17 protein-coding genes are annotated in these 19,116 nt (G+C 69.0%); 4 read left to right on the top strand and 13 right to left on the bottom strand.

Translation table 11 applies throughout. The features are described 5' to 3' along the window. Window positions 1-175: 175 nt before the first annotated feature. The 4 genes from DMH03_RS15050 to DMH03_RS15035 form a co-directional block, all read right to left on the bottom strand. Window positions 176-970, bottom strand: a complete 795-nt coding sequence (locus tag DMH03_RS15050; protein WP_125792574.1) for an arginase family protein — start codon at window positions 968-970, stop codon at window positions 176-178. Between the two features lie 93 nt (window positions 971-1,063). After that, on the bottom strand, window positions 1,064-4,441 hold the full coding sequence (locus DMH03_RS15045) for a pyruvate carboxylase (RefSeq protein WP_125792573.1): 3,378 nt from the start codon (window positions 4,439-4,441) through the stop codon (window positions 1,064-1,066). 88 nt (window positions 4,442-4,529) lie between these two features. Continuing rightward, a complete protein-coding gene (locus tag DMH03_RS15040) occupies window positions 4,530-5,429 on the bottom strand; it encodes a S8 family peptidase (RefSeq protein ID WP_125792951.1) in 900 nt (299 codons plus the stop codon). A 69-nt stretch (window positions 5,430-5,498) separates the two neighbouring features. Beyond that, entirely contained in the window at window positions 5,499-6,659 is a 1,161-nt protein-coding gene (locus DMH03_RS15035) for an erythromycin esterase family protein (protein WP_125792572.1), read from the bottom strand. A gap of 31 nt (window positions 6,660-6,690) precedes the next feature. Between DMH03_RS15035 and DMH03_RS15030 the strand changes: the two genes are divergently transcribed. Both DMH03_RS15030 and DMH03_RS15025 read left to right on the top strand, forming a co-directional pair. Next, window positions 6,691-7,299: a TetR/AcrR family transcriptional regulator gene (locus tag DMH03_RS15030; protein ID WP_125792571.1), complete on the top strand. Its 609-nt coding sequence runs from the start codon at window positions 6,691-6,693 to the stop codon at window positions 7,297-7,299. 141 nt (window positions 7,300-7,440) lie between these two features. Next, the gene (locus DMH03_RS15025; protein ID WP_148106383.1) at window positions 7,441-7,626 is read left to right on the top strand and encodes a hypothetical protein; all 186 of its coding nucleotides are present in this window, start codon (window positions 7,441-7,443) and stop codon (window positions 7,624-7,626) included. A gap of 532 nt (window positions 7,627-8,158) precedes the next feature. On the opposite strand, the gene DMH03_RS15020 is transcribed toward DMH03_RS15025, so the two are convergent. After that, window positions 8,159-9,412, bottom strand: coding sequence for an HNH endonuclease signature motif containing protein (locus DMH03_RS15020; protein ID WP_125792569.1), 1,254 nt, complete (start codon window positions 9,410-9,412; stop codon window positions 8,159-8,161). A gap of 195 nt (window positions 9,413-9,607) precedes the next feature. On the opposite strand from DMH03_RS15020, the gene DMH03_RS15015 reads away from it, so the two are divergent. After that, the gene (locus DMH03_RS15015) at window positions 9,608-10,015 is read left to right on the top strand and encodes a hypothetical protein (RefSeq protein WP_125792568.1); all 408 of its coding nucleotides are present in this window, start codon (window positions 9,608-9,610) and stop codon (window positions 10,013-10,015) included. On the opposite strand, the gene DMH03_RS15010 is transcribed toward DMH03_RS15015, so the two are convergent. From DMH03_RS15010 to DMH03_RS14990, 5 genes are all read right to left on the bottom strand, one after another. Next, window positions 10,005-10,508: a GNAT family N-acetyltransferase gene (locus DMH03_RS15010; RefSeq protein WP_125792567.1), complete on the bottom strand. Its 504-nt coding sequence runs from the start codon at window positions 10,506-10,508 to the stop codon at window positions 10,005-10,007. The two genes, DMH03_RS15015 and DMH03_RS15010, sit on opposite strands and share 11 nt — an antisense overlap. A gap of 2 nt (window positions 10,509-10,510) precedes the next feature. Then, on the bottom strand, window positions 10,511-12,586 hold the full coding sequence (locus DMH03_RS15005; RefSeq protein ID WP_125792566.1) for a caspase family protein: 2,076 nt from the start codon (window positions 12,584-12,586) through the stop codon (window positions 10,511-10,513). Further along, window positions 12,583-12,963, bottom strand: a complete 381-nt coding sequence (locus tag DMH03_RS15000; protein ID WP_125792565.1) for a hypothetical protein — start codon at window positions 12,961-12,963, stop codon at window positions 12,583-12,585. Before DMH03_RS15000 ends, DMH03_RS15005 begins: the two co-directional genes overlap by 4 nt. Window positions 12,964-13,061: 98 nt before the next feature. Next, window positions 13,062-15,215 carry an ATP-dependent DNA helicase RecG gene (gene recG / locus DMH03_RS14995; protein WP_125792564.1) on the bottom strand — a complete coding sequence of 718 codons (2,154 nt, stop codon included), beginning with the start codon at window positions 15,213-15,215 and terminating at the stop codon, window positions 13,062-13,064. 4 nt (window positions 15,216-15,219) lie between these two features. Continuing rightward, on the bottom strand, window positions 15,220-16,806 hold the full coding sequence (locus tag DMH03_RS14990; RefSeq protein WP_125792563.1) for a DAK2 domain-containing protein: 1,587 nt from the start codon (window positions 16,804-16,806) through the stop codon (window positions 15,220-15,222). Between the two features lie 133 nt (window positions 16,807-16,939). Between DMH03_RS14990 and rpmB the strand changes: the two genes are divergently transcribed. Next, on the top strand, window positions 16,940-17,131 hold the full coding sequence (gene rpmB, locus DMH03_RS14985) for a 50S ribosomal protein L28 (RefSeq protein WP_007031450.1): 192 nt from the start codon (window positions 16,940-16,942) through the stop codon (window positions 17,129-17,131). 271 nt (window positions 17,132-17,402) lie between these two features. On the opposite strand, the gene DMH03_RS14980 is transcribed toward rpmB, so the two are convergent. From DMH03_RS14980 to DMH03_RS14970, 3 genes are read right to left on the bottom strand one after another with little or no spacing between them, the layout of a single operon-like run. After that, window positions 17,403-18,080: a uracil-DNA glycosylase gene (locus DMH03_RS14980; protein ID WP_125792562.1), complete on the bottom strand. Its 678-nt coding sequence runs from the start codon at window positions 18,078-18,080 to the stop codon at window positions 17,403-17,405. Window positions 18,081-18,100: 20 nt separating this feature from the next. Next, a complete protein-coding gene (locus DMH03_RS14975) occupies window positions 18,101-18,622 on the bottom strand; it encodes a gamma carbonic anhydrase family protein (RefSeq protein ID WP_125792561.1) in 522 nt (173 codons plus the stop codon). 8 nt (window positions 18,623-18,630) lie between these two features. Then, window positions 18,631-19,101 carry a GNAT family N-acetyltransferase gene (locus tag DMH03_RS14970; protein ID WP_125792560.1) on the bottom strand — a complete coding sequence of 157 codons (471 nt, stop codon included), beginning with the start codon at window positions 19,099-19,101 and terminating at the stop codon, window positions 18,631-18,633. Between the last annotated feature and the right edge of the window lie 15 nt (window positions 19,102-19,116).

Here is a 19,116-nt window from a genome sequence, read left to right as displayed (position 1 = left end):
CGTGAGGTGACAACGAACACATCGCGCGGTCGCTCGTGAATGTGTCACCTTTCGCAGAAGAAACCGATTTCTTGTCATCATCGTGACAAAATCACGGGGCATCCCTGAATTTTGATGACAAGTGCCCGGCAAACGCCTCGCGCGGTACGTACGAACGGCCGATGAATACGGAGCGTCACTGCTTTCCGGTGAGCAATTCCCCGAGTACTTCGAGCACGGGCTCCAGCACGCGGACCTCGGTGCCGGCGCATTCGGTGATTCCCGCGCCGACGACTTCGAAGCCGCTAAGCCCGCGAAGCATCGCCACCAGACGCTCGATCGTCAAGCCACCGGGCTCCGGATAGTTCAGCCCGTCGAACTCCGCCGGGTCGAGCACGTCGAGGTCGAGATGGACGTAGACCTTGTCCGCGCCCGCCAGGCCGGCGGCGACGTCGGCCGTCTCGACGACGAGCCCGCGGTCGACCACGGCCCGCTCGGCGTCGTCGAAAGCCCTTGTCCCGGCGAGGACGACGCGTCCGGGTTCGACCGGCGGGTTCGCGGCGAACTCCGGGTCGCCCTCGCCGAGCAGCGACCGCAGCACCATGCCGTGGAACGCGCCCGACGGCGACGTCTCCGCGGTGTTGAGGTCGGAATGCGCGTCGAACCAGGCGACGCCGAGCCCGGGCCCGAAGCGGTAGCGCGCGACCCCGATCGGGATCAGCTCGACGCCGCAGTCACCGCCGATGGTGAGCACCGGCCCGCCCGGCGCTTCGAGGGCGGCGAGCTGCGCGGCGCGGTTCGCGCCGGTGAGCACCGCGCGGTTGGCGATGCCGTCGACCGCGGGCGACGTCTCGCGGGTCTGCAGGATGTGGTGCACCGGCGCGCCCAGCACGTGGCCCGCCAGCTCGGCGAGCGCGACGCAGCCTTCGGGCAACTCGGGCGCGCGCTCGGTCAGAGCGCCCTGGAACTGGGGTACGGCGTTGATCAGCACCGGTCCACGTTAGCGGCGGCCGCAAGTCCGTGAAGGCCTCCTTGAGGGACTCTGGGTCCCTCAAGGAGGCCTTCACGGCACTCCGGGGGAAGGTCATTCCAGGACGAGCAGCAGGTCTCCGCCTTCCACCTGCTGGACGGCGTTGATCGCGCGCCGCGACACCTTGCCGCCGGTCGACGCCGTGATCGACGCCTCCATCTTCATCGCCTCGATGGTCGCGACCGTCGCACCGGCCTCGACCTCGTCGCCCTCGGACACCTGCAGCGTGACCACGCCCGCGAACGGCGCGGCGATCTGCTTCGGGTCGCCCTTGGCGGCCTTCTCCGTCGCCGGGATGTCCGACGCGATCGAGGTGTCGCGCACCTGGATCGGGCGCAGCTGGCCGTTGAGCGTGGACATCACCGTGCGCAGGCCACGTTCGTCGGCCTCGCCGATGGCCTCCAGCTCGATCAGCAGCCGGACACCCTGTTCGAGGTCGACCGAGTACTCCTCGCCCGGGCGCAGACCGTAGAAGAAGTCCTTGGACGGCAGGACCGAGGTGTCACCGTACTGCTCGCGGTGCGCCTCGAAGTCCTTCGTGGGCCCGGGGAACAGCAGCCGGTTCAGCGTCGCGCGCCGGTTCTCGGCCAGCCCCTTCCGGTCCTCTTCGGACAGTTCCTGCACCGGCTTCGGCTGCGCGCGGCCTTCGAGCGCCTTGGTGCGGAACGGTTCCGGCCAGCCGCCGGGCGGGTCGCCCAGTTCGCCGCGCAGGAAGCCGATCACCGAGTCGGGGATGTCGAACTTGTTCGGCTCCGCCTCGAAGTCCGACGGCGAGACACCCGCGCCGACGAGGTGCAGCGCGAGGTCACCGACCACTTTGGACGAAGGCGTGACCTTGACCAGGTGCCCGAGGATCTTGTCCGCGGCCGCGTACATCGCCTCGATGTCCTCGAACCGCTCGCCGAGACCGAGCGAGATCGCCTGCGTGCGCAGGTTCGACAGCTGACCGCCCGGGATCTCGTGGTGGTACACCCGCCCGGTCGGCGAGGAGAGCCCCGCCTCGAACGGCGCGTAGATCTTGCGCACGCTCTCCCAGTACGGCTCCAGGTCGCCGATGGCCTGCAGATCCAGCCCGGTCGGCCGGTCCGAGTGGTCGGTGGCGGCGACGAGCGCCGAAAGCGACGGCTGCGACGTCGTGCCCGCCATGGACGCGACGGCACCGTCGACGGCGTCCGCCCCGGCCTGGATCGCGGCGAGGTACGTCGCCAGCTGGCCACCCGCGGTGTCATGCGTGTGGATATGCACCGGGAGGTCGAACTCCTTGCGCAGCGCGGAAACCAGCCGCGCCGCCGCCGGCGCCCGCAGCAGGCCCGCCATGTCCTTGATGGCAAGGACGTGCGCCCCCGCGCCGACGATCTGCTCCGCCAGCTTGAGGTAGTAGTCCAGCGTGTACAGCTTCTCTGCCGGGTCCGACAGGTCCGAGGTGTAGCAGAGCGCCACCTCGGCGACCGCGGATCCGGTCTCGCGCACGGCTTCGATCGCCGGGCGCATCTGCTCGACGTCGTTGAGCGCGTCGAAGATCCGGAAGATGTCGATGCCGGTCGCCGTCGCCTCCTCGACGAAGGCGTGGGTCACCTCGGTGGGGTACGGCGTGTAGCCGACGGTGTTGCGGCCGCGCAGCAGCATCTGCAGGCAGATGTTCGGCACCGCTTCCCGCAGCTTCGCCAGCCGCTCCCACGGATCCTCCGCCAGGAACCGGAGGGCGACGTCGTAGGTCGCGCCGCCCCAGCACTCCAGCGAAAGCAGCTGCGGTGTGGTCCGCGCGACGACCGGCGCGACCGCGAGCAGGTCCTTCGTCCGCACTCGGGTGGCGAGCAGCGACTGGTGCGCGTCACGGAAGGTGGTGTCGGTGACGCCGATGGTCGGCGACTCCCGCAGCCAGCGGGCGAAGCCTTCCGGGCCGAGTTCGGTGAGCTTCTGCTTCGAGCCGGGCGCCGGTTCGGGACCCTTGGGCAGCTTCGGCAGTTTGACCTGCGGGTCGAGGGTGCGCGGACGCTCGCCGTGCGGTTTGTTGACCGTCTTGTCGGCGAGGTAGGTCAGCAGCCTGGTCCCGCGGTCGGCCGAATGGCGCGCGGTGAGCAGATGCGGGCGCTCCTCGATAAACGACGTCGTGACGCGGCCTTCGCGGAAGTCCGGGTCGTCGAGGACGGCCTGCAGGAACGGGATGTTCGTGGCCACACCACGGATCCGGAACTCGGCGACGGCGCGGCGGGCGCGGCCGACGGCGGTCTTGAAGTCGCGGCCGCGGCAGCTGAGCTTCACCAGCAGCGAGTCGAAGTGCGCGCTGATCTCGGTGCCGGCGAACGCCGTCCCGCCGTCGAGGCGGATGCCGGAGCCGCCGGGCGAGCGGTAGGCGCTGATCATCCCGGTGTCCGGGCGGAAACCGTTGGCGGGATCCTCGGTGGTGATACGGCATTGCAGGGCGGCACCGCGCAGGTACACCTTGTCCTGCGACAGCCCGAGATCGTCGAGGGTCTCGCCGGAGGCGATGCGCAGCTGCGACTGGACGAGGTCGACGTCGGTGACCTCCTCGGTCACCGTGTGCTCGACCTGGATGCGCGGGTTCATCTCGATGAAGACGTGGTTGCCGTCCCGGTCGAGCAGGAACTCGACGGTGCCGGCGTTGCGGTAGCCGATCTGGCGGGCGAACTTCACCGCGTCGGCGCAGATCCGGTCCCGCAGTTCCGGCGGCAGGTTCGGCGCCGGGGCCAGCTCGATGACCTTCTGGTGCCGCCGCTGGACCGAACAGTCGCGCTCGTAGAGGTGGATCACGTTGCCCTCGCCGTCGGCGAGGATCTGGACCTCGATGTGGCGCGGCTCGACGACGGCCTTCTCGATGAACACCGTCGGGTCGCCGAAGGCCGACTCGGCCTCGCGCGCGGCGGCCTCGATGGACTCGCGCAGCTGTGCGGGGTCCTGGACGCGGCGCATACCGCGTCCGCCACCACCGGCGACGGCCTTGACGAAGACCGGGAAGCCGATCTCCTCGACCGCGGCGACCAGCGCGTCGATGTCGGAGGACGGCTCGGAAGAGCCCAGCACCGGAACGCCCGCCTCGCGCGCGGCCTTGACCGCGCGGGCCTTGTTGCCGGTCAGCTCGAGGATGTCCGCGCTCGGCCCGACGAAGGTGATGCCTTCGTCCTCGCACGCGCGCGCGAGGTCCGGGTTCTCGGAGAGGAAGCCGTAGCCGGGGTAAACGGCGTCCGCGCCCGCCTTCTTGGCGGCCGCGACGATCTCCTCGACCGACAGATAGGCCCGCACCGGGTGACCGGGTTCGCCGATCTCATAGGCCTCGTCGGCCTTCAGCCGGTGGAGCGAATTGCGGTCTTCGTGCGGGAACACAGCCACCGTGCCCGCGCCGAGCTCGAATCCGGCGCGGAACGCGCGGATGGCGATCTCACCCCGGTTGGCGACCAGTACCTTGCGGAACATGCCGGTCCTTCCCATCATCGGATCGGTAGGTGAGGCACGTTACCTGTTCGGTCCCGCAGGGCGGGAGTTGTCGTCCAGGTGATGGACGTCATCCCCGCTTGAGTTGCGCGCCAGAGCTCTGCAGCACCCGGTTCGCGGTGCCTTCGTGGACACCGGTCAGCACGTCGACCGCGGCGAGGTCCACGAGCGCCTTCGCGACGTCCGGCGCGGAGACCGCGGGATGCAGGGACCGGTACAGCGCGGCCACCCCGGCGACGTGCGCGGCGGCCGACGACGTCCCGCTGAGCACCCTGCCGCCGCTGCCCCCGGCGTTGGGTCCCGGCACGTCCACCCCTGGTGCGAACAGGTCGACGACCTCGCCGTAGTTCGACGTCGACCCGACCTGGTCGCTCGCGTCGGTCGAGCCGACGGTGAGCGCTTCGGTGACCCGGCCGGGTGAGAACTTCCCCGCGTCGGTGGCCTCGCCGCCCGCCGGGAGGGCGATCGGGACGACCGCCGCGAGCGCGCGGACGGCGGCGTCGAGCTGGTCGTTGGCCGTGCCGCCGATGCCGAGGACGGCCACGGCGGGCTGCTGTGCGTTCTGCGTCACCCAGTCGATCCCGGCGATGATCTTGTCCGTCGCGCCGCCGCCCTGTGCGTCGATCACCCGGACCGGGACGATCTGTGCGCCCTTCGCGACACCGAAGGTCCTCGACGCGGCGACACCGGCCAAGTACGTGCCGTGACCGTTGGTGTCGGCGGTGTCCGTGCCGCCGTTGAGGAAGTCCTTACCGGGCTTCACCCGGCCGCCGAAGTCCGGATGCGCCGCGTCGACCCCGCTGTCGATCACGTAGACCGTGACGTCCTTGGCCTCGGTCTCGTAGTGGTAGAGCTGGTCGAGGCCCGTTCGCTGGTCGATCCGGTCCAGCCCCCAGTTCGGCGGGTTCTGCTGGACTTCCGTCGCGGAGGCGGGCTGCGCCACGAAGACCAGGAGCGCGAGCGCGGCCATGACCCGTACCAGTCGAATGATCATGCCTTGGCTCTACGCCTGTACCCCGGGGGCGGCAACCCCGGAGTGTCACCCGTTCGACTGGTCTTGCCCGATGTGGCCGCTGACCGTCGACTTCGGGAGGCAGACCAGCGCGTCGAAGGCGTTGACGACGTCGACAGGGTTGAACAGATGCGCGTGCCGAATGCTCTGGGGTCCCGCGGTTCCGCGTCGCGGACGAAGATCCACCAACCCGGGGCCTTCGGCTTCGACGCTGCCTTCCGCCGGTGCGTCCAGTTCCTGGCGGTACACGGTGAACCCGAGTCGCGCGGCCGGATCCGGTTTGAGGCCGGTGGTCTCACCCTCGACCGCGGTGAGGCCCAGCGCGAAGTAGTCGTCGCCGAACTCGGTCGCCAGGTGCGTGCCGGCCGAAGGTGAGGTGAGGCCGGGGAACGGCGAGAACGGCACGCGCTGGAGGTGTCCGTTGTGGAGCATCACGACGATCTTCGTGCCGTCGCCGTGCAGCCGCCGGATCAGCCGGACGGTTTCGGCCATGTACGCGTCGCGCGAACCACTCTGCAGGGCGGGCGCGTCGCCGGACATCATCGCGGCGACCTCGGCGAGGTAGGCGTCGACACGCAAAGCGCCTTCGACGTGGTGTTCCGCGACAGCGGTGTTCCCGTAGACGGGACGCAACGAGGTGAGGTGCGTCTTGAGCCGGGTGAGCGCCGCGGTCGCCTTGTCCTTGGCCGCGTCGTCGAGCGCGGCGTACTTGGCGGGCGCCTCCGCGCTGCTGACCGACGCGTACCCCTTGGTCGCCTCGATCGCCGCGTCGACAAGGCCCACCGCGGCCTCGTCCACAGTGGACAGATACGCGCGGACCGCGTCGAGCGACGGCACGGGCGAGCCCGCCGAACTCGGCACGTCGAGACCGAAGTACCGGACGTCACCCCGTTCGCGGAGCCACGTCAGCATTTCGTGCGCCTCGGGCGACTCCCCGAGCGAGAACGTGAAGCCGTCACGGCCGATGTCCGCGACGTCGCCCGGGGCGCCGTTGAGCCAGTCTTCGACGAGTTTTCCCTCGGCGAAGCCGGATTCGAAGGCCACCACCCGGAAGCCGTGCTGCTCGACGAGGTGCTGGAGCAAACGCTTGCGCAGGTCGCCGAACTCGTGGATGTGGTGGTTGTTCTCACCGATGGCGACGATCTTCGCGTCACCGATGAGTTCGGCGATCTTCGCTGGGTCTGACATACTGGCCACACTAACGCAACAGGAGTAGCAATTGGCAACCTCCGGTACCCAACGGCCCGGCGGCCGGACGGAACGCACCCGCCAGGCCGTCCTGCACGCCACCCTCGACCTGCTGGCCGAACGCGGTTTCGGCGAACTGACCGTGGACGCGGTCGCCGAACGGTCCGGCGTGCACAAGACCACGGTGTACCGGCGTTGGTCCTCACCCGACGGCCTCGTCGCCGCCGCGCTCCAGATGGGCGCCGAGGACGACTGGACCGCGCCCGACACCGGGTCGCTCGAGGATGATCTATACGAAGTGGCGGCGGAGGTCGTGCGGTACTTCACCGAGCCCTCGCTGAAGGAACTGCCCACCGCGTCGGTGCTGGCGGCGTTCCAGTCACCGCCGGCGGCCGAGGCACTGCACGACTTCTACGCCGACCGGCACGTACGCATGGCGCCGATCACGGAGCGGGCCGTCGCGCGGGGCGAGATCCCTTCCGGCACGGACGGGGACGAACTGGTGCGGGCGGTGTGCGGGCCGATGTTCTATCGGCTCTTTCTGTCGCGGGAGAGTGTCACGGTGGCGGAGGCGCGGGCCGCGGCGCGGGCGGTGGCCATCGCGGCGCGTGAAGGTGCTTTCGTGCGGTCGCGTGATTAGTCGCGGGGTGGGTGGCAACCTGCCGTGGCCGGCGGGCGTACTTCGGGCATGACCAGGGATGAGTCGCCGCGGCCGATGAACCGCAGGCAACGGCAAGCCGCGCGGGAAGTCCGTCAAGACAGGACCGCGGTCCACGCCGTCATGATCGTTCTCGGCTCCTTCGCCGCGGTGATCTTCGTCGCGGTCGGAATCGCAGGTCTGGCGAAGGTGTCGGAAGCGGCAGACCGGGAGGAAGCGCTCGAAACGGTGTTCTACTGCTTCGTCCTCACGGCCCTCGGCGTGGGGTTTGCCGTCGATGGACTCAGAAGGCGTAAGAAGCGCGGTTGAGCCTTGGGGGAAGGTGGTCGCGGGACCCGCTTCGGTGGTGCCGCACCAGTCCTCTCGATGCGGGCCTGTGTGGATTTTGGTGCGTTGGATGACCGGAAATCCACACGGTGGGGCGTGAACGGTCCGGTCAGGGCATTCTGCCGGCTCCGGATCGTTGTTCCGTGAAGGACTCCTTGAGGGACTCTGGGTCCCTCAAGGAGTCCTTCACGGAACGGGAACATTCCCACGAGGCTCAGCGGTACCGGTAGTCACAACTTGAGCGCGTGAAGGGGTCCTTTCCTCGGCTGAGCCGAGGGAAGGGGGCCTTCACGCGCTCCCGGGTACGTGAAGGACCCCTTCCTGTAGCTAGGCGCAAGGAAGGGGTCCTTCATGTACTTCGAGCGGGCGAGGTCGGGCTCGCGAGCGTTCTGTCGTGAGATGAGGGCACCGCGGGTACCCAAGCAGGCCGCCGGAACACGCTCCCTTGACCCGGTGTTGTCCCCTGGGCATGGCGAGGGGCCCGTCGCCGGTGTGGCTGGCGGGCTCCTCGGGGTCAGCGGTGGTGGAGGGTGTTGCGGCGGGGTTTTCGGAGCGGATCTCGGTATTGGGGTGGGATGAACTCCGGTAACCCATCGGCGGCCATGCGGACTTGCCAGTCGCCGTGGTGGATCAGGCGGTGGTGGAAACCGCAGAGCAGCACCAGATTCCGGAGGTCCGTAGGGCCTCCGTCTGCCCAGTGATGAATATGGTGAGCGTGACAGTTCTTGGGCCGCCGATGACAGCCGGGGAACGCGCAGCCGCCATCCCGGATGTTCAACGCACGTCGCTGGCCAGGAGTGACGAACCGTCTCAACCGCCCCACATCCAGCGGCTCACCAGCGGCGCTCATCACGACCGGCAACATCAAACAGTCGCAGGCCGCCAGCCGAGCCTCGCGGGCGGTCATGGTCCCGACAAAGTCCAAGCAGGCAGTCCCGAGACCGGACTTCAACTCGTCGAGTCCGATGGTGACATGCAGCAGAGTGCGATAGCCGCTGGTACCCGGCTGGTCCGGGCACGCGATCGCCAAGTCCAGGATGTCGACCCAGGCGTCACCCATGCGCTCGCACTTCATCCGCAGATCGGCCTGGCCGAACTCGTCCACCGGCCGTGGTTGCGCATACGCCTCGAGCGCGGCCGCGGTGCGGGCACCGGTCTCGTCATCGAGGAGCCCGGTGAGTTTCCAGTAGCCGTCCTTGCGGCGCTCCAGCGTGATCTCGCGGCGCGGTTCCTTGGGTTCGGGATCCTTCGGCTCGTTCCCGTCCGGATCCAGCCAGGCGAGCAGGTTCGCTTCGGCGTCCGCGAGCTGCCGGGGACCGGCGTCGCGAGCGAGGTCGGCGAGGATCTTCTCCGCAGTCGCCCGATCCTCCGTCGAGGTGTCGACGGGGAGCTTCTTCAAGATCTCCAGGATCTGGTCGATCCGCTCATCCCCGACCAACCCCTCGGCAGCGACAGCAGCCGTAGCCGGGGCAACGGCCGGAACCTCCGTGCCGTCCAGGGCCCGCGTGGGGTTCAGGGCGATGGCCCGATTCACCACCGCACCCGCCTCACCAACCGACAACCCCGCTATATCGGCGAACCAGTTCGCCGTACGACCATAGCCGTATAAGTCTTTGACACCCCGAGACTCGATCTCCGCCAAGAACTGACCTAATCCGGCGGTGGCCATCCTGATCACCTGCAAGGACTGCTGCACGCCCTGGGCAAGCTCCAGCTTGCCAGCGCGCCACAGTTCCTGCGGCAACTCGGGAAGGAAAGTCTCGGACACCCCTCAAGAATACCGCAAAACAATCGAACAAGCGTTCGTAATTTTAAGCAACAATCAAATCGAACGAACAACACTGAAGAGTGAGCGAGCCCGAACCACGCGCTCAGCGCCGAAGGAATGAGGACAGTTTTACCGTCAACACCAACGACTTCCAGGCCCCACACTGGCATCTCCATGTCAAGAGAGGGAGCCGTCATGACCGAAGAGGTCCGGAACCGGCCGCTGGAGATGCCGCGCCAGCTCAAGTTCGTCCGTGTTTTCCTTTGGGTGCAGGCGGTCCTCAACATCCTCGTCAGCGCGCTGGTGACCGCGCTCGCGATCAACGAGCTCGACCACGGCAACGAGGAAGCGGGGCTCGCCCTGGCGTTGGCGCTCCTCGGTTTCGTCGTCGCTGTCGTGTTGATCGCTTGCGCGATAAGGATTTCCCGCGGTTCGGCCTGGGTGCGGCCGACGGTGATCGCCGTGGAGGGGCTGGCTGTGGTCATGGGGGTGATCAGCCTGGTCAACGGCGGGGCGATCACACAGCTGATCGGGATGGGCATCGCCATCGGCATCATCGTCACCCTCAACAAGCCCGAGGAACGTGCCTGGTTCACCCGCTGACGAGGTCGATCCGGTAGCGCACTTCGGACAGCGGGATGTCTTCGCCGGGCATGGTGTCGGTCTTCGTCGCCCCGTCCGGCAGCCATCCCGCGGCCGCGTAGAAGCGCTGGGCGCGATCGTTGGTGTCGAGCACCCAGAGTGTCGCCTCGCGGTGCCCCGAATCACGCAGCGCGGCGACGGCGGTGTCGAGCAGCTGCCTGCCCAGTCCCGTGCCCCAGCGGCCGGGTTCGAGGTAGATCGCGCGCAGTTCCCCGCGGATCCGGTCGACGGCGGTGAAGCCGAGGAGCGAAGCGTTCTCGACGAGGACCAGGATGTCGCCCTGGTCGGCGGGATCGGCGAGGGTCCGCTGCCAGCGGGCGGCCCGGCCTTCGACCGACAGATCGCGCAGGTACAGCTCGGGCAGCAGGCCTTGGTACGCCGCCTGCCATGACCGGACGTTCACCTCGGCGATGGGCCAGGCGTCGTCGACGGTCGCGGGGCGGATCGTGGCCATCGTCAGCCGTTCACCTTGCGGGCGGTGAGACCGGTCACGACGGCGAGCGCGAGCACCATCGTCAGCGCGATCCCCCAGCCCGCGCCGGTCACGCTCGAACTGCTCGGCATCGCGTAGAAGAGCATGCACACCATGACGATGCCGCCTCCGGCCACACCGCCGAGGAACGCGACCCCGAACGCCGCCGGCCGCAGGGAGACACCGAGCAGCGTCCCGATGAGGAGGGTCACCGAGACGACGAGGTAGACCGCGCCCTCGTCGGCCCGGCTCGACGAGTAGCCGACGAGTTCGATCGCCTCCACCACGAGTCCGACGGCGCCGCAGGTCCCGGTAACGAGCGCCGCCACGGTGAGGGCGCCTCGCGGTTTCCCCAGCCCGAGCCGGAAACTCCGGTCACGCCGCACCGACACCAGCGCGCAGACGGCCGCGGCCAGCAGACAGCCGTCGGCGAGGACGAGGACGACCGGCCCGGACGGCATCACCGAGAGCAGCGCCAGCCCGCACAGCGTTCCCGGCCCCGCCATCCGGCGTGTCTTCGGAAGGAACATCGCGATCCCAGCCCCGATCGCGAAGACGACGAGCGGCAAGACGGTCCAACCGCCGTCTTCGAAGAAATCCTCCACGCTGGTACTGAACTGGGACGCGATGACCACCAGGTACACCGCGGCCGCGAAGGCGAGCAGCCCGGCGGCGACGGTGAACGGGTCGCGTTTCGGTCGCGCGGGCACGGCAGGCCTGGGCTTCGGGAGTACGGGTGGATCAGGGTTCCTGGAGGGTTCCGGGGTCGGCGCGGGCGTGTGCACCGGCCGCGGTTCCGGCACCGGCTCGGGCTCGGGTTCCTGGACGACCTGCCCCTCGACCCGCACCACCACCTCGCCGGTCGGCCCGGTCACGGTCACCTGCGCCTCGAACGCCCCGAGCTCCGCCAGGTCCAGAGAGATTTCGGCCCCATCGCCGGTCTCGGTCACCCGCAACCAGGAATGCGACGACGCGAACCGGCAGGCCCGCGCGATCGGCGGCCCTTCCAATCTGATCCGTGCCACCGGTGCCGATCCCCGGACGACCTCGCCGAACCGCACCACGTCGGGCTCGGCCCGCACGCGCGCTTCCCGCCGCGCCAGGTCGGCGGCCTCGGCGACGAGGTGGATGTCGGTCTGCGCCATCGTGGTGAGGACTTCGTGCGCGCCGATGGCGACGGAGAGGTTCTCGCTCGTCAGCCGTCGCTGGAGTTCCGTCACCGCGCCGAGGCGGGTGAACATGTTCGGATCCTCGCTCGCGGCGCGCAGGTCGGCAGGGACCGGCGAAGGTTTGATCCGGCGGCGTCTGCTCCTGGCGAGGTACAGCTCGCCCTGCATCTCGATGTCGCGGCTGGGCGTCTGGTTCGGGTTCCGTTCGCGGACGCTGTCGAACAAGTAGTCGTAGAGCTCGCTGAGCGCGATCCAGCCGTCTTCGTCGCGATCCGCGTCACCCGTCCGGAGCCCGTCGACCAGCGCCGAGGTGAACACCGACGGCCGGGCGTGGTCGTCGGCGAGGTGATCGCCCTCGAAGGCGTATTCGATGGAGTTCGACGCGGTGATCACCGCACGGCCGCGGCCGCCGAAACCACCGCCGGGGAACGCGTCGAGCACGTTGGCCTCACCGGAGGCGCGCACCGCGACCCCCTGGCTGAAAGCGCCGCCGTAGCAGCAGTCCAGCAGGAGGACGATGCTTCGCGACCGGCTCATCCGCATGCAACGCTGGACGAAATCGGCGGGAACGGCACTCGACGCCAGCCGCTCCGGCCGGGTGTTGCGGGCGGCGAAGAACAGCTCGCCCGACTCGCTTTTCAAGCCGTGACAAGAGAAATGCACCAGCAGGACGTCGTCCGGCGCGCTGTCGGCGAACAGGTCCTCGACCCGGCTCGCGATCACGTGCGCGGTCTCGTCGCGCACCACCTGGACGTCGAACTCGCTGATGTTGCGATCGGCGAGGACCTCGGCGAGCGCTTCGGCGTCGGCCGCCGGGGACCGCAGCGCGCTCAACCCGGGGTTGTCGTACTCCCCGTTGGCGATGATCAAGGCACGCCGCTCGCCGGTCATGACCCCGAATGCCTGCCCACGAAGAGGTCGACGAGCTTGTCCTGATCGGTGATGCTCGCTTCGGACAGCTCCAGCACGTCGCCGTCGATCTCCAGCCGCACCGTGCGTTTGACCCGGCCGCCGCGCGAAAGCCATTCCCGCACGGCCGTGACGACCGAGCGCAGGCCTTCGGCGGACTGTCCCAGCGTGACCAGCAGTCCGCCCACCATCGCGACGTCGAAGGCACGTGAGCCGGGCGGCGGCGGACCGGCGGGCAGCGCCTTGACCTCGGCGACCCCTCGATCGATCAGGTCGCTTCGGAGATACCCGGTGAGCTGGTCGACGCGCTCGGCGTCGGCCCCGTCCTCACCGAGCTGGACACGAACCGCTGACGTCATCCCCGGCCTCCCTCGCCCGCACAGAACGAGGCTGTGCAGAACAAGGGAACCCCTCGGCCCGTCCGGCGGCAAGGTCCGATCGGGCAGAGATGTCCATGTCAGCTTTTTTCCAGATACTCCACACGATCTTCGTCGACGACGTCGGCGATCATATGCGCCAGCCCCAAGTAATTCCCCAGAGCCGGGTCCTTTTCGACGATTTCCAACGCGCGGGCCCTCGCCTCGGCGATGACGTCCTCGTCGCGCAGCAGCGACAGCAGTTTCAGCGTCGACTTCTTCCCCGACTGCGCGGCACCGAGGATGTCGCCCTCACGGCGCAGCTCCAGGTCCATTCTGGACAGTTCGAAACCGTCCGTCGTGGACTCGACGGCGGCCAGCCGCTCGCGGGTCGTCGTCCCGTCCAGGGTTTCGGTGACCAGCAGGCACAGCCCCGGCACGCTGCCCCGGCCGACCCGGCCGCGCAGCTGGTGCAGCTGGCTGATGCCGAACCGGTCGGCGTCCATGATCACCATCGCGGTCGCGTTCGGCACGTTCACGCCGACCTCGATCACGGTGGTGGCCACGAGCACGTCCAGGTCACCCCTGGAGAACGCCTGCATCACGGCGTCCTTGTCGTCACTGGGCATCCGGCCGTGCAGGACGCCGATCTTCAGCCCCTTCAACTGTCCTTCGGCCAGCTCGGGCGCCACGTCGAGGACGGCGAGCGCGGGCCGCTTGTCGCCCTTGTCCGACGCCGGTTCGTCGCCGATGCGCGGGCAGACGATGTAGGCCTGGTGGCCCTTGCCGCATTCCTCGCGGACCCGCTGCCACGCCCTGTCCAGCCAGGCGGGCCGCTCCGCGACCGGCACGACCGACGTCTTGATCGGCGACCGGCCGACCGGCATCTCGCGCAGCGCGGAGATCTCCAGATCGCCGTAGACGGTCATCGCGACCGTGCGCGGGATGGGCGTCGCGGTCATGACCAGCACGTGCGGGCTGGTCTCGTCGGAGCCGCGGGAACGCAGCGCGTCCCGCTGTTCCACCCCGAACCGGTGTTGTTCGTCGACCACGGCCAGGCCCAGATCCGCGAAGGAAACCGTGTCCTGGATGAGCGCGTGCGTGCCGACGATGATCCCGGCCTCGCCGCTGACCGTCTCCAGCAACGCCTTCTTGCGTTCCTTGGCACCCATCGAACCGGTCAGCAGGGTCACGCGCGTCGCGTTCTCCGCGGCGCCGAGCTCACCCGCCTGCCCGAGGTCGCCGAGCATCTCGCGCAGCGACCGGGCGTGCTGCGCGGCGAGGACCTCCGTCGGCGCGAGCATCGCCGCCTGCCGCCCGGAATCGACGACCTGCAGCATGGCGCGCAGCGCGACCACGGTCTTGCCGGAACCGACCTCGCCCTGCAGCAGCCGGTTCATCGGATGTTCGGTGGACAGATCCCCGGCGATCTCCTCGCCGATCTCCTGCTGGCCGGAGGTCAGCGCGAACGGGAGCCGTTTGTCGAAGGCGTCGAGGATGCCACCCTCGGTGTGCGGACAGGCTTTCGCGGGCCGCGAGACCAGGGAATGCCGCCGCTGCGCGAAAATCAGCTGCACCGCCATGGCTTCGTCCCATTTGAGCCTGTCCCGCGCGGAGTTCAGCGCCTGCCAGCTCGACGGCCGGTGGATACCGCGCAGCGCGCTTTCCAGGCTGGGCAGGCCGTACCGGGCCAGCAGCTCGATCGGCATCGGGTCCTCGTCGACCTCCAGCACGTCCAGCACCTGCCGGACGGCCTTGCCGATCACCCAGGTCGGGATCCCCTGCGCCGCCGGGTACACCGGGATGATCTCGGCGAGGAAGTCGTCCATCGCCTCGGCCTGGCGCTCGGCGTCGAAGAGTTCGTACTCGGGGTTCGCCAGTTGCAGGACGTCGCGGAACGCGGTGACCTTGCCCGCGAACAGGCCGTTCTTGCCGGGCACGAGTTCCTTTTCGCGCCAGGCCTGATTGAAGAAGGTGCACTGAAGACGACGTTTGCCGTCGGTGATCACCATTTCGAGCAGCGTGCCGCTGCGTGCCTTCATCCGGCGTTTGCTGACCCGCTCGATCCGCGCCATCACGGTCGCGTGCTCGCCGAGTTCGAGCCCGGCGATGTCGGTGAGCTGGCCGCGTTCGGCGTAGCGGCGCGGGTAGTGGCGCAGGAGGTCGCTGACCGTCTCGATCTTGAGGCCCTTGGCGAGTGCCTTCGCCGTCGCCGCGCCCACGACCAGTTTGAGGTCCGCGCGCAGGTTGGTCATGCGGTCACTCCACCCCCATCAGCAGCACGGCGTCGGATTGGCCGCCGGCGTAACTCGTCAGTTCGACCTCGGGATGTTCCAGGCGCAGCTGATCGGCCAGCTCACCGGGCAACCGGACCGGCACGTCCACCCCGGTCAGCACGGTGACCAGTTCGCCGCCGAGGGCCAGCATCCGGTTCAGCACGCCGACCGCGGCCGCGACCAGGCTCGTCTCCGAGGCGGGCGCGGGCTCGATCAGGACGACCTCGCCGTCGACGAGGCCGACGACGTCACCGCCCTGCGCCCGGCCCACCCAGGTTAGCGACTCCTCCTGCGCGATCCGCAGTTCGCCACGCCTCGTGGCGGCGGCCGCTTCGGCCATCGCGACCACGTCGTCGTTGGTGCGGCGGTCCTTGTCGTGGACGGCCAGCGCCGCGAGCACCTGGACGGGTGACACGCACGGGATGACCACGACATCGCGATCCGCGGCCATCGCGTGGCTCGCCGCCGCGTCGGCCGCCGCGGTCAGCTCCTGACCACCCGGAAGAACGGTGACGTGATGCCCGGCCGCCTCGTTGATCAGGCCCAGCATCTCCTCGACCGTCGGCGCGGCACCCGGCGCCACGGACAGCACCGCGACCCCCTCCGCCCGCAGTAGTTCGGCCAGCGGCCCGCCGTGGACCACGGCGACCACCGAACGGTCGATACCGCCGCCGACCTCGACCGGCGTGGGCGTGATCAGCGGCTCGACCCGGACCCGGCGGGGACGGCCGAGCTCGATCCCGGCCTCCAGCGCCGCGCCGATGTCCGCGCAGTGCACGTGGACGGCGTACGCGCCGGCGCCGTCCCCGGCGACCGTGACGCTGTCGCCGAGGCCGCTGAGGGTCTTGCGAAGCCCGGGGAGACTGCCTTCGTCGACGTCGTCGAGCAGGTACATGACCTCCCAGGCCGTCGGCGCGTCGACCGTGTGATGGTGATGATGTGCCTCGAGCGGGTGCTCCGGCTCGACGAGGCTGCCGGAGATCACGCCGGAAAGGGCGTCGAGGACCGCGACCAGGCCACGGGCGCCCGCGTCGACCACACCGGCCACCGCCAGGACGGGCAGCTGCTTCGGGGTCTCCTCGAGGGCTTCGGCGGCGACGCTGGCCGCTGCGGCGGCCACCTCTTCGAGTGACCCTGTCGCGTCACGGACGGACGCGGCGACGGTGTGGAGCACGGTCAGGATGGTCCCGGCCACCGGACGGCTCACCGCCCCCGTAGCGGCCCTGTCCGCGCATCCGAGCGCCTCAGCGAGCCCGGGCCCGTCGATTTCCCTGGCCGCCGCCGACTCGGCGATCCCGCGCACGACCTGCGACATGATCACGCCCGAGTTGCCCTTGGCCGCCGCGACCGCGCCCTTGGCGAACACCGACAGCGCCTCGGCGGCCGTCGCCGGCTCGGCCTCCGCCAGCGCGTCACGGGCCGCGGTCAGGGTGAACAGCAGGTTGGAACCGGTGTCGGAATCGGCGACCGGGTAGACGTTGATGCCGTCGATCGCCGGCCGGAGCACCGCCAAGCTGTGCACACAGGCCGCCGACCAGGCCGACACCGCCGCCACGTCCAGCACCCGCACGCCGTAACCTCCTAGCTGTTCCAGCGAGGGTATCGACCCGGTGCCGGAGGGCTCTGAGCCACTGGTTACTATGGTCGAGTTGCCCAGCATGCTGGGCGCATCATTCTTTGTCCCAGATCCAGAGGAGTTCGACGTGGCTGCCGTGTGCGACGTCTGTGGCAAGGGACCGGGCTTTGGCAAGTCGGTCTCGCACTCCCACCGGCGTACCAACCGCCGGTGGAACCCGAACATCCAGACCGTTCACGCCAAGATCGGTCTGTCCCAGCGCAAGCGCTTGAACGCCTGCACCTCGTGCATCAAGGCGGGCAAGGTCGTTCGCGGCTGAGCCAGGTTTTGGGGAATGGCGGGTGCTCTTCGGAGCACCCGCCATTTTTTATGGGCAGGTGGGCTTTCCTCAGTTCCCGCCTTCCCCAGTACATGAAGGACCCCATCCTTGCGTCTAGGTACAGGAAGGGGTCCTTCATGTACTCCGAAGCGCCCCACCCCGGCCAGGACGTAGTGAGGGCCTCCTTCCCTACCCTCAAGGTAGTGAAGGAGGCCCTCACGGACTTCGGCGTCATCTCAGGAGTCACACCGGTCACTGCTGCAACAAAGGGTCAGGGGAGCTTCCAGTCCACGGGACCGGCGCCTTGCTGCTCCAGCAGCTCGTTCGCCCGGCTGAAGGGGCGCGAGCCGAAGAAGCCGGCGTGCGCCGAAAGCGGGCTCGGGTGCGCCGACTCGATGCACGGCACCTTCCCCAGCATCGGCTTCAGGTTCCGCGCGTTGCGGCCCCACAGGATCGCCACCATCGGCTCGTCCCGTGCGGCGAGGGCCTTGATGGCCTGCTCGGTGACCGCTTCCCAGCCCTTGCCCTGGTGCGAGTTCGACTTGCCGGGCTGCACCGTCAGCGACCTGTTGAGCAGCAGCACACCCTGGTCGGCCCAGGGCGTCAGGTCGCCGTTCGACGGCAACGGGTGCCCGAGGTCTTCGCAGTACTCCTTGTAGATGTTGATCAGGCTCTTCGGGATCGGCCGGACCTCCGGCGCCACCGAGAAGCTCAGCCCGACGGCGTGCCCGGGCGTCGGGTACGGGTCCTGGCCGACGATCAGCACCCGCACGTCGTGGAACGGCTGCTGGAACGCCCGCAGCACGTGTTCACCCGCCGGGAGGTAGGTCCGGCCCGCGGCGATCTCCGCGCGGAGGAACTCTCCCATCGCGGCGACCTGCGGCGCCACCGGTTCGAGGGCTTGCGCCCAGCCTGCTTCGACGATGTCCTGCAGCGGTCGTGCGGTCACGGCGTGCGAGCTTACTCACGTCACCCGAGCCGGCGAAGTTCGACCCGGAACCGAGCCGCACGCTCGACATAACCATCGACGACGAGCTTGATCATGTCCGGTCCGAAAGAAGTGTTCGGCCGCGTCTTCGCTGGGACGCCGAGCGCGATGTGCCCACTGTCCACATGGGACCCGTAGGAGAGAACCGCGCCCGCGCCGACCATCCCTCCGTCCTCGACGACGGTTCCGTTCAGCACCACCGATCCCGACGCGATCAGGCAGCCCTCGCCGATCCGGGCGCCCTCGATGTGCACGGAATGCCCGACGGCGGAGGACTTCCCGATGATCGTCGGCTCCTTGCGGGTGCAGTGCAGGACGCAGCCGTCCTGGACGTTCGACCGCTCACCGATCTCGATGTGGCCGTGGTCGCCGCGCAGCACCGTCTGCGGCCACACCGACGCGAACGCCGCGATCCGGACGTCGCCGATCACGGTCGCGTCGGGGTGGACGTAGGCGTCGGGGTGGATCGACGGTTCGAGGTCACCCAGTGCGTAGATCGGCATGCGTTCTCCTAGACCAGCGACTTGCCGAAGCAGATGCTCTCCGGTTCGTCCTTGTAGTACCCGAAACCCGGGATTTCCCGGTACCCCGCCGACAGGTACAGCGCGATGGCTTCCGGCTGCTTGTCACCGGTCTCCAGCACCATACGCAGCCGTCCGGCCTCGGCGGCCGTCCGTTCCAGGTCGGCGAGGATCGCCCTCGCGAAGCCTCGTCCCCTCGCCGAAGCCAGCACGAACATGCGCTTGATCTCGGCGTCACCGGGCAGCAGGGGATCCGGCCCGTCGTGCGCGCGCCAGGCACCGCACGCGACCGGGGCGTCGTCCAGGTACGCGGCCAGGAACAGCCCCCTCGGCGAGGCGAACTGCGCCGCGTCCATCGGCGTCTCGTCTTCGCTGCCGTACCGGGCGGCCAGTTCGAGCTGGGCTTCGGCCAGCAGCTTCACCGCGTCGGGGTGGTCGTAGGGCAGCACGCGAAGGTCCATGAGCGCGAGATTAGC

Source organism: Amycolatopsis sp. WAC 01376, from assembly GCF_003947415.1.
In the GTDB taxonomy this organism is placed as follows: domain Bacteria; phylum Actinomycetota; class Actinomycetes; order Mycobacteriales; family Pseudonocardiaceae; genus Amycolatopsis.
Note: the sequence above shows the minus strand (reverse complement) of the source record. Positions and strands in the feature narration are given on the sequence as shown.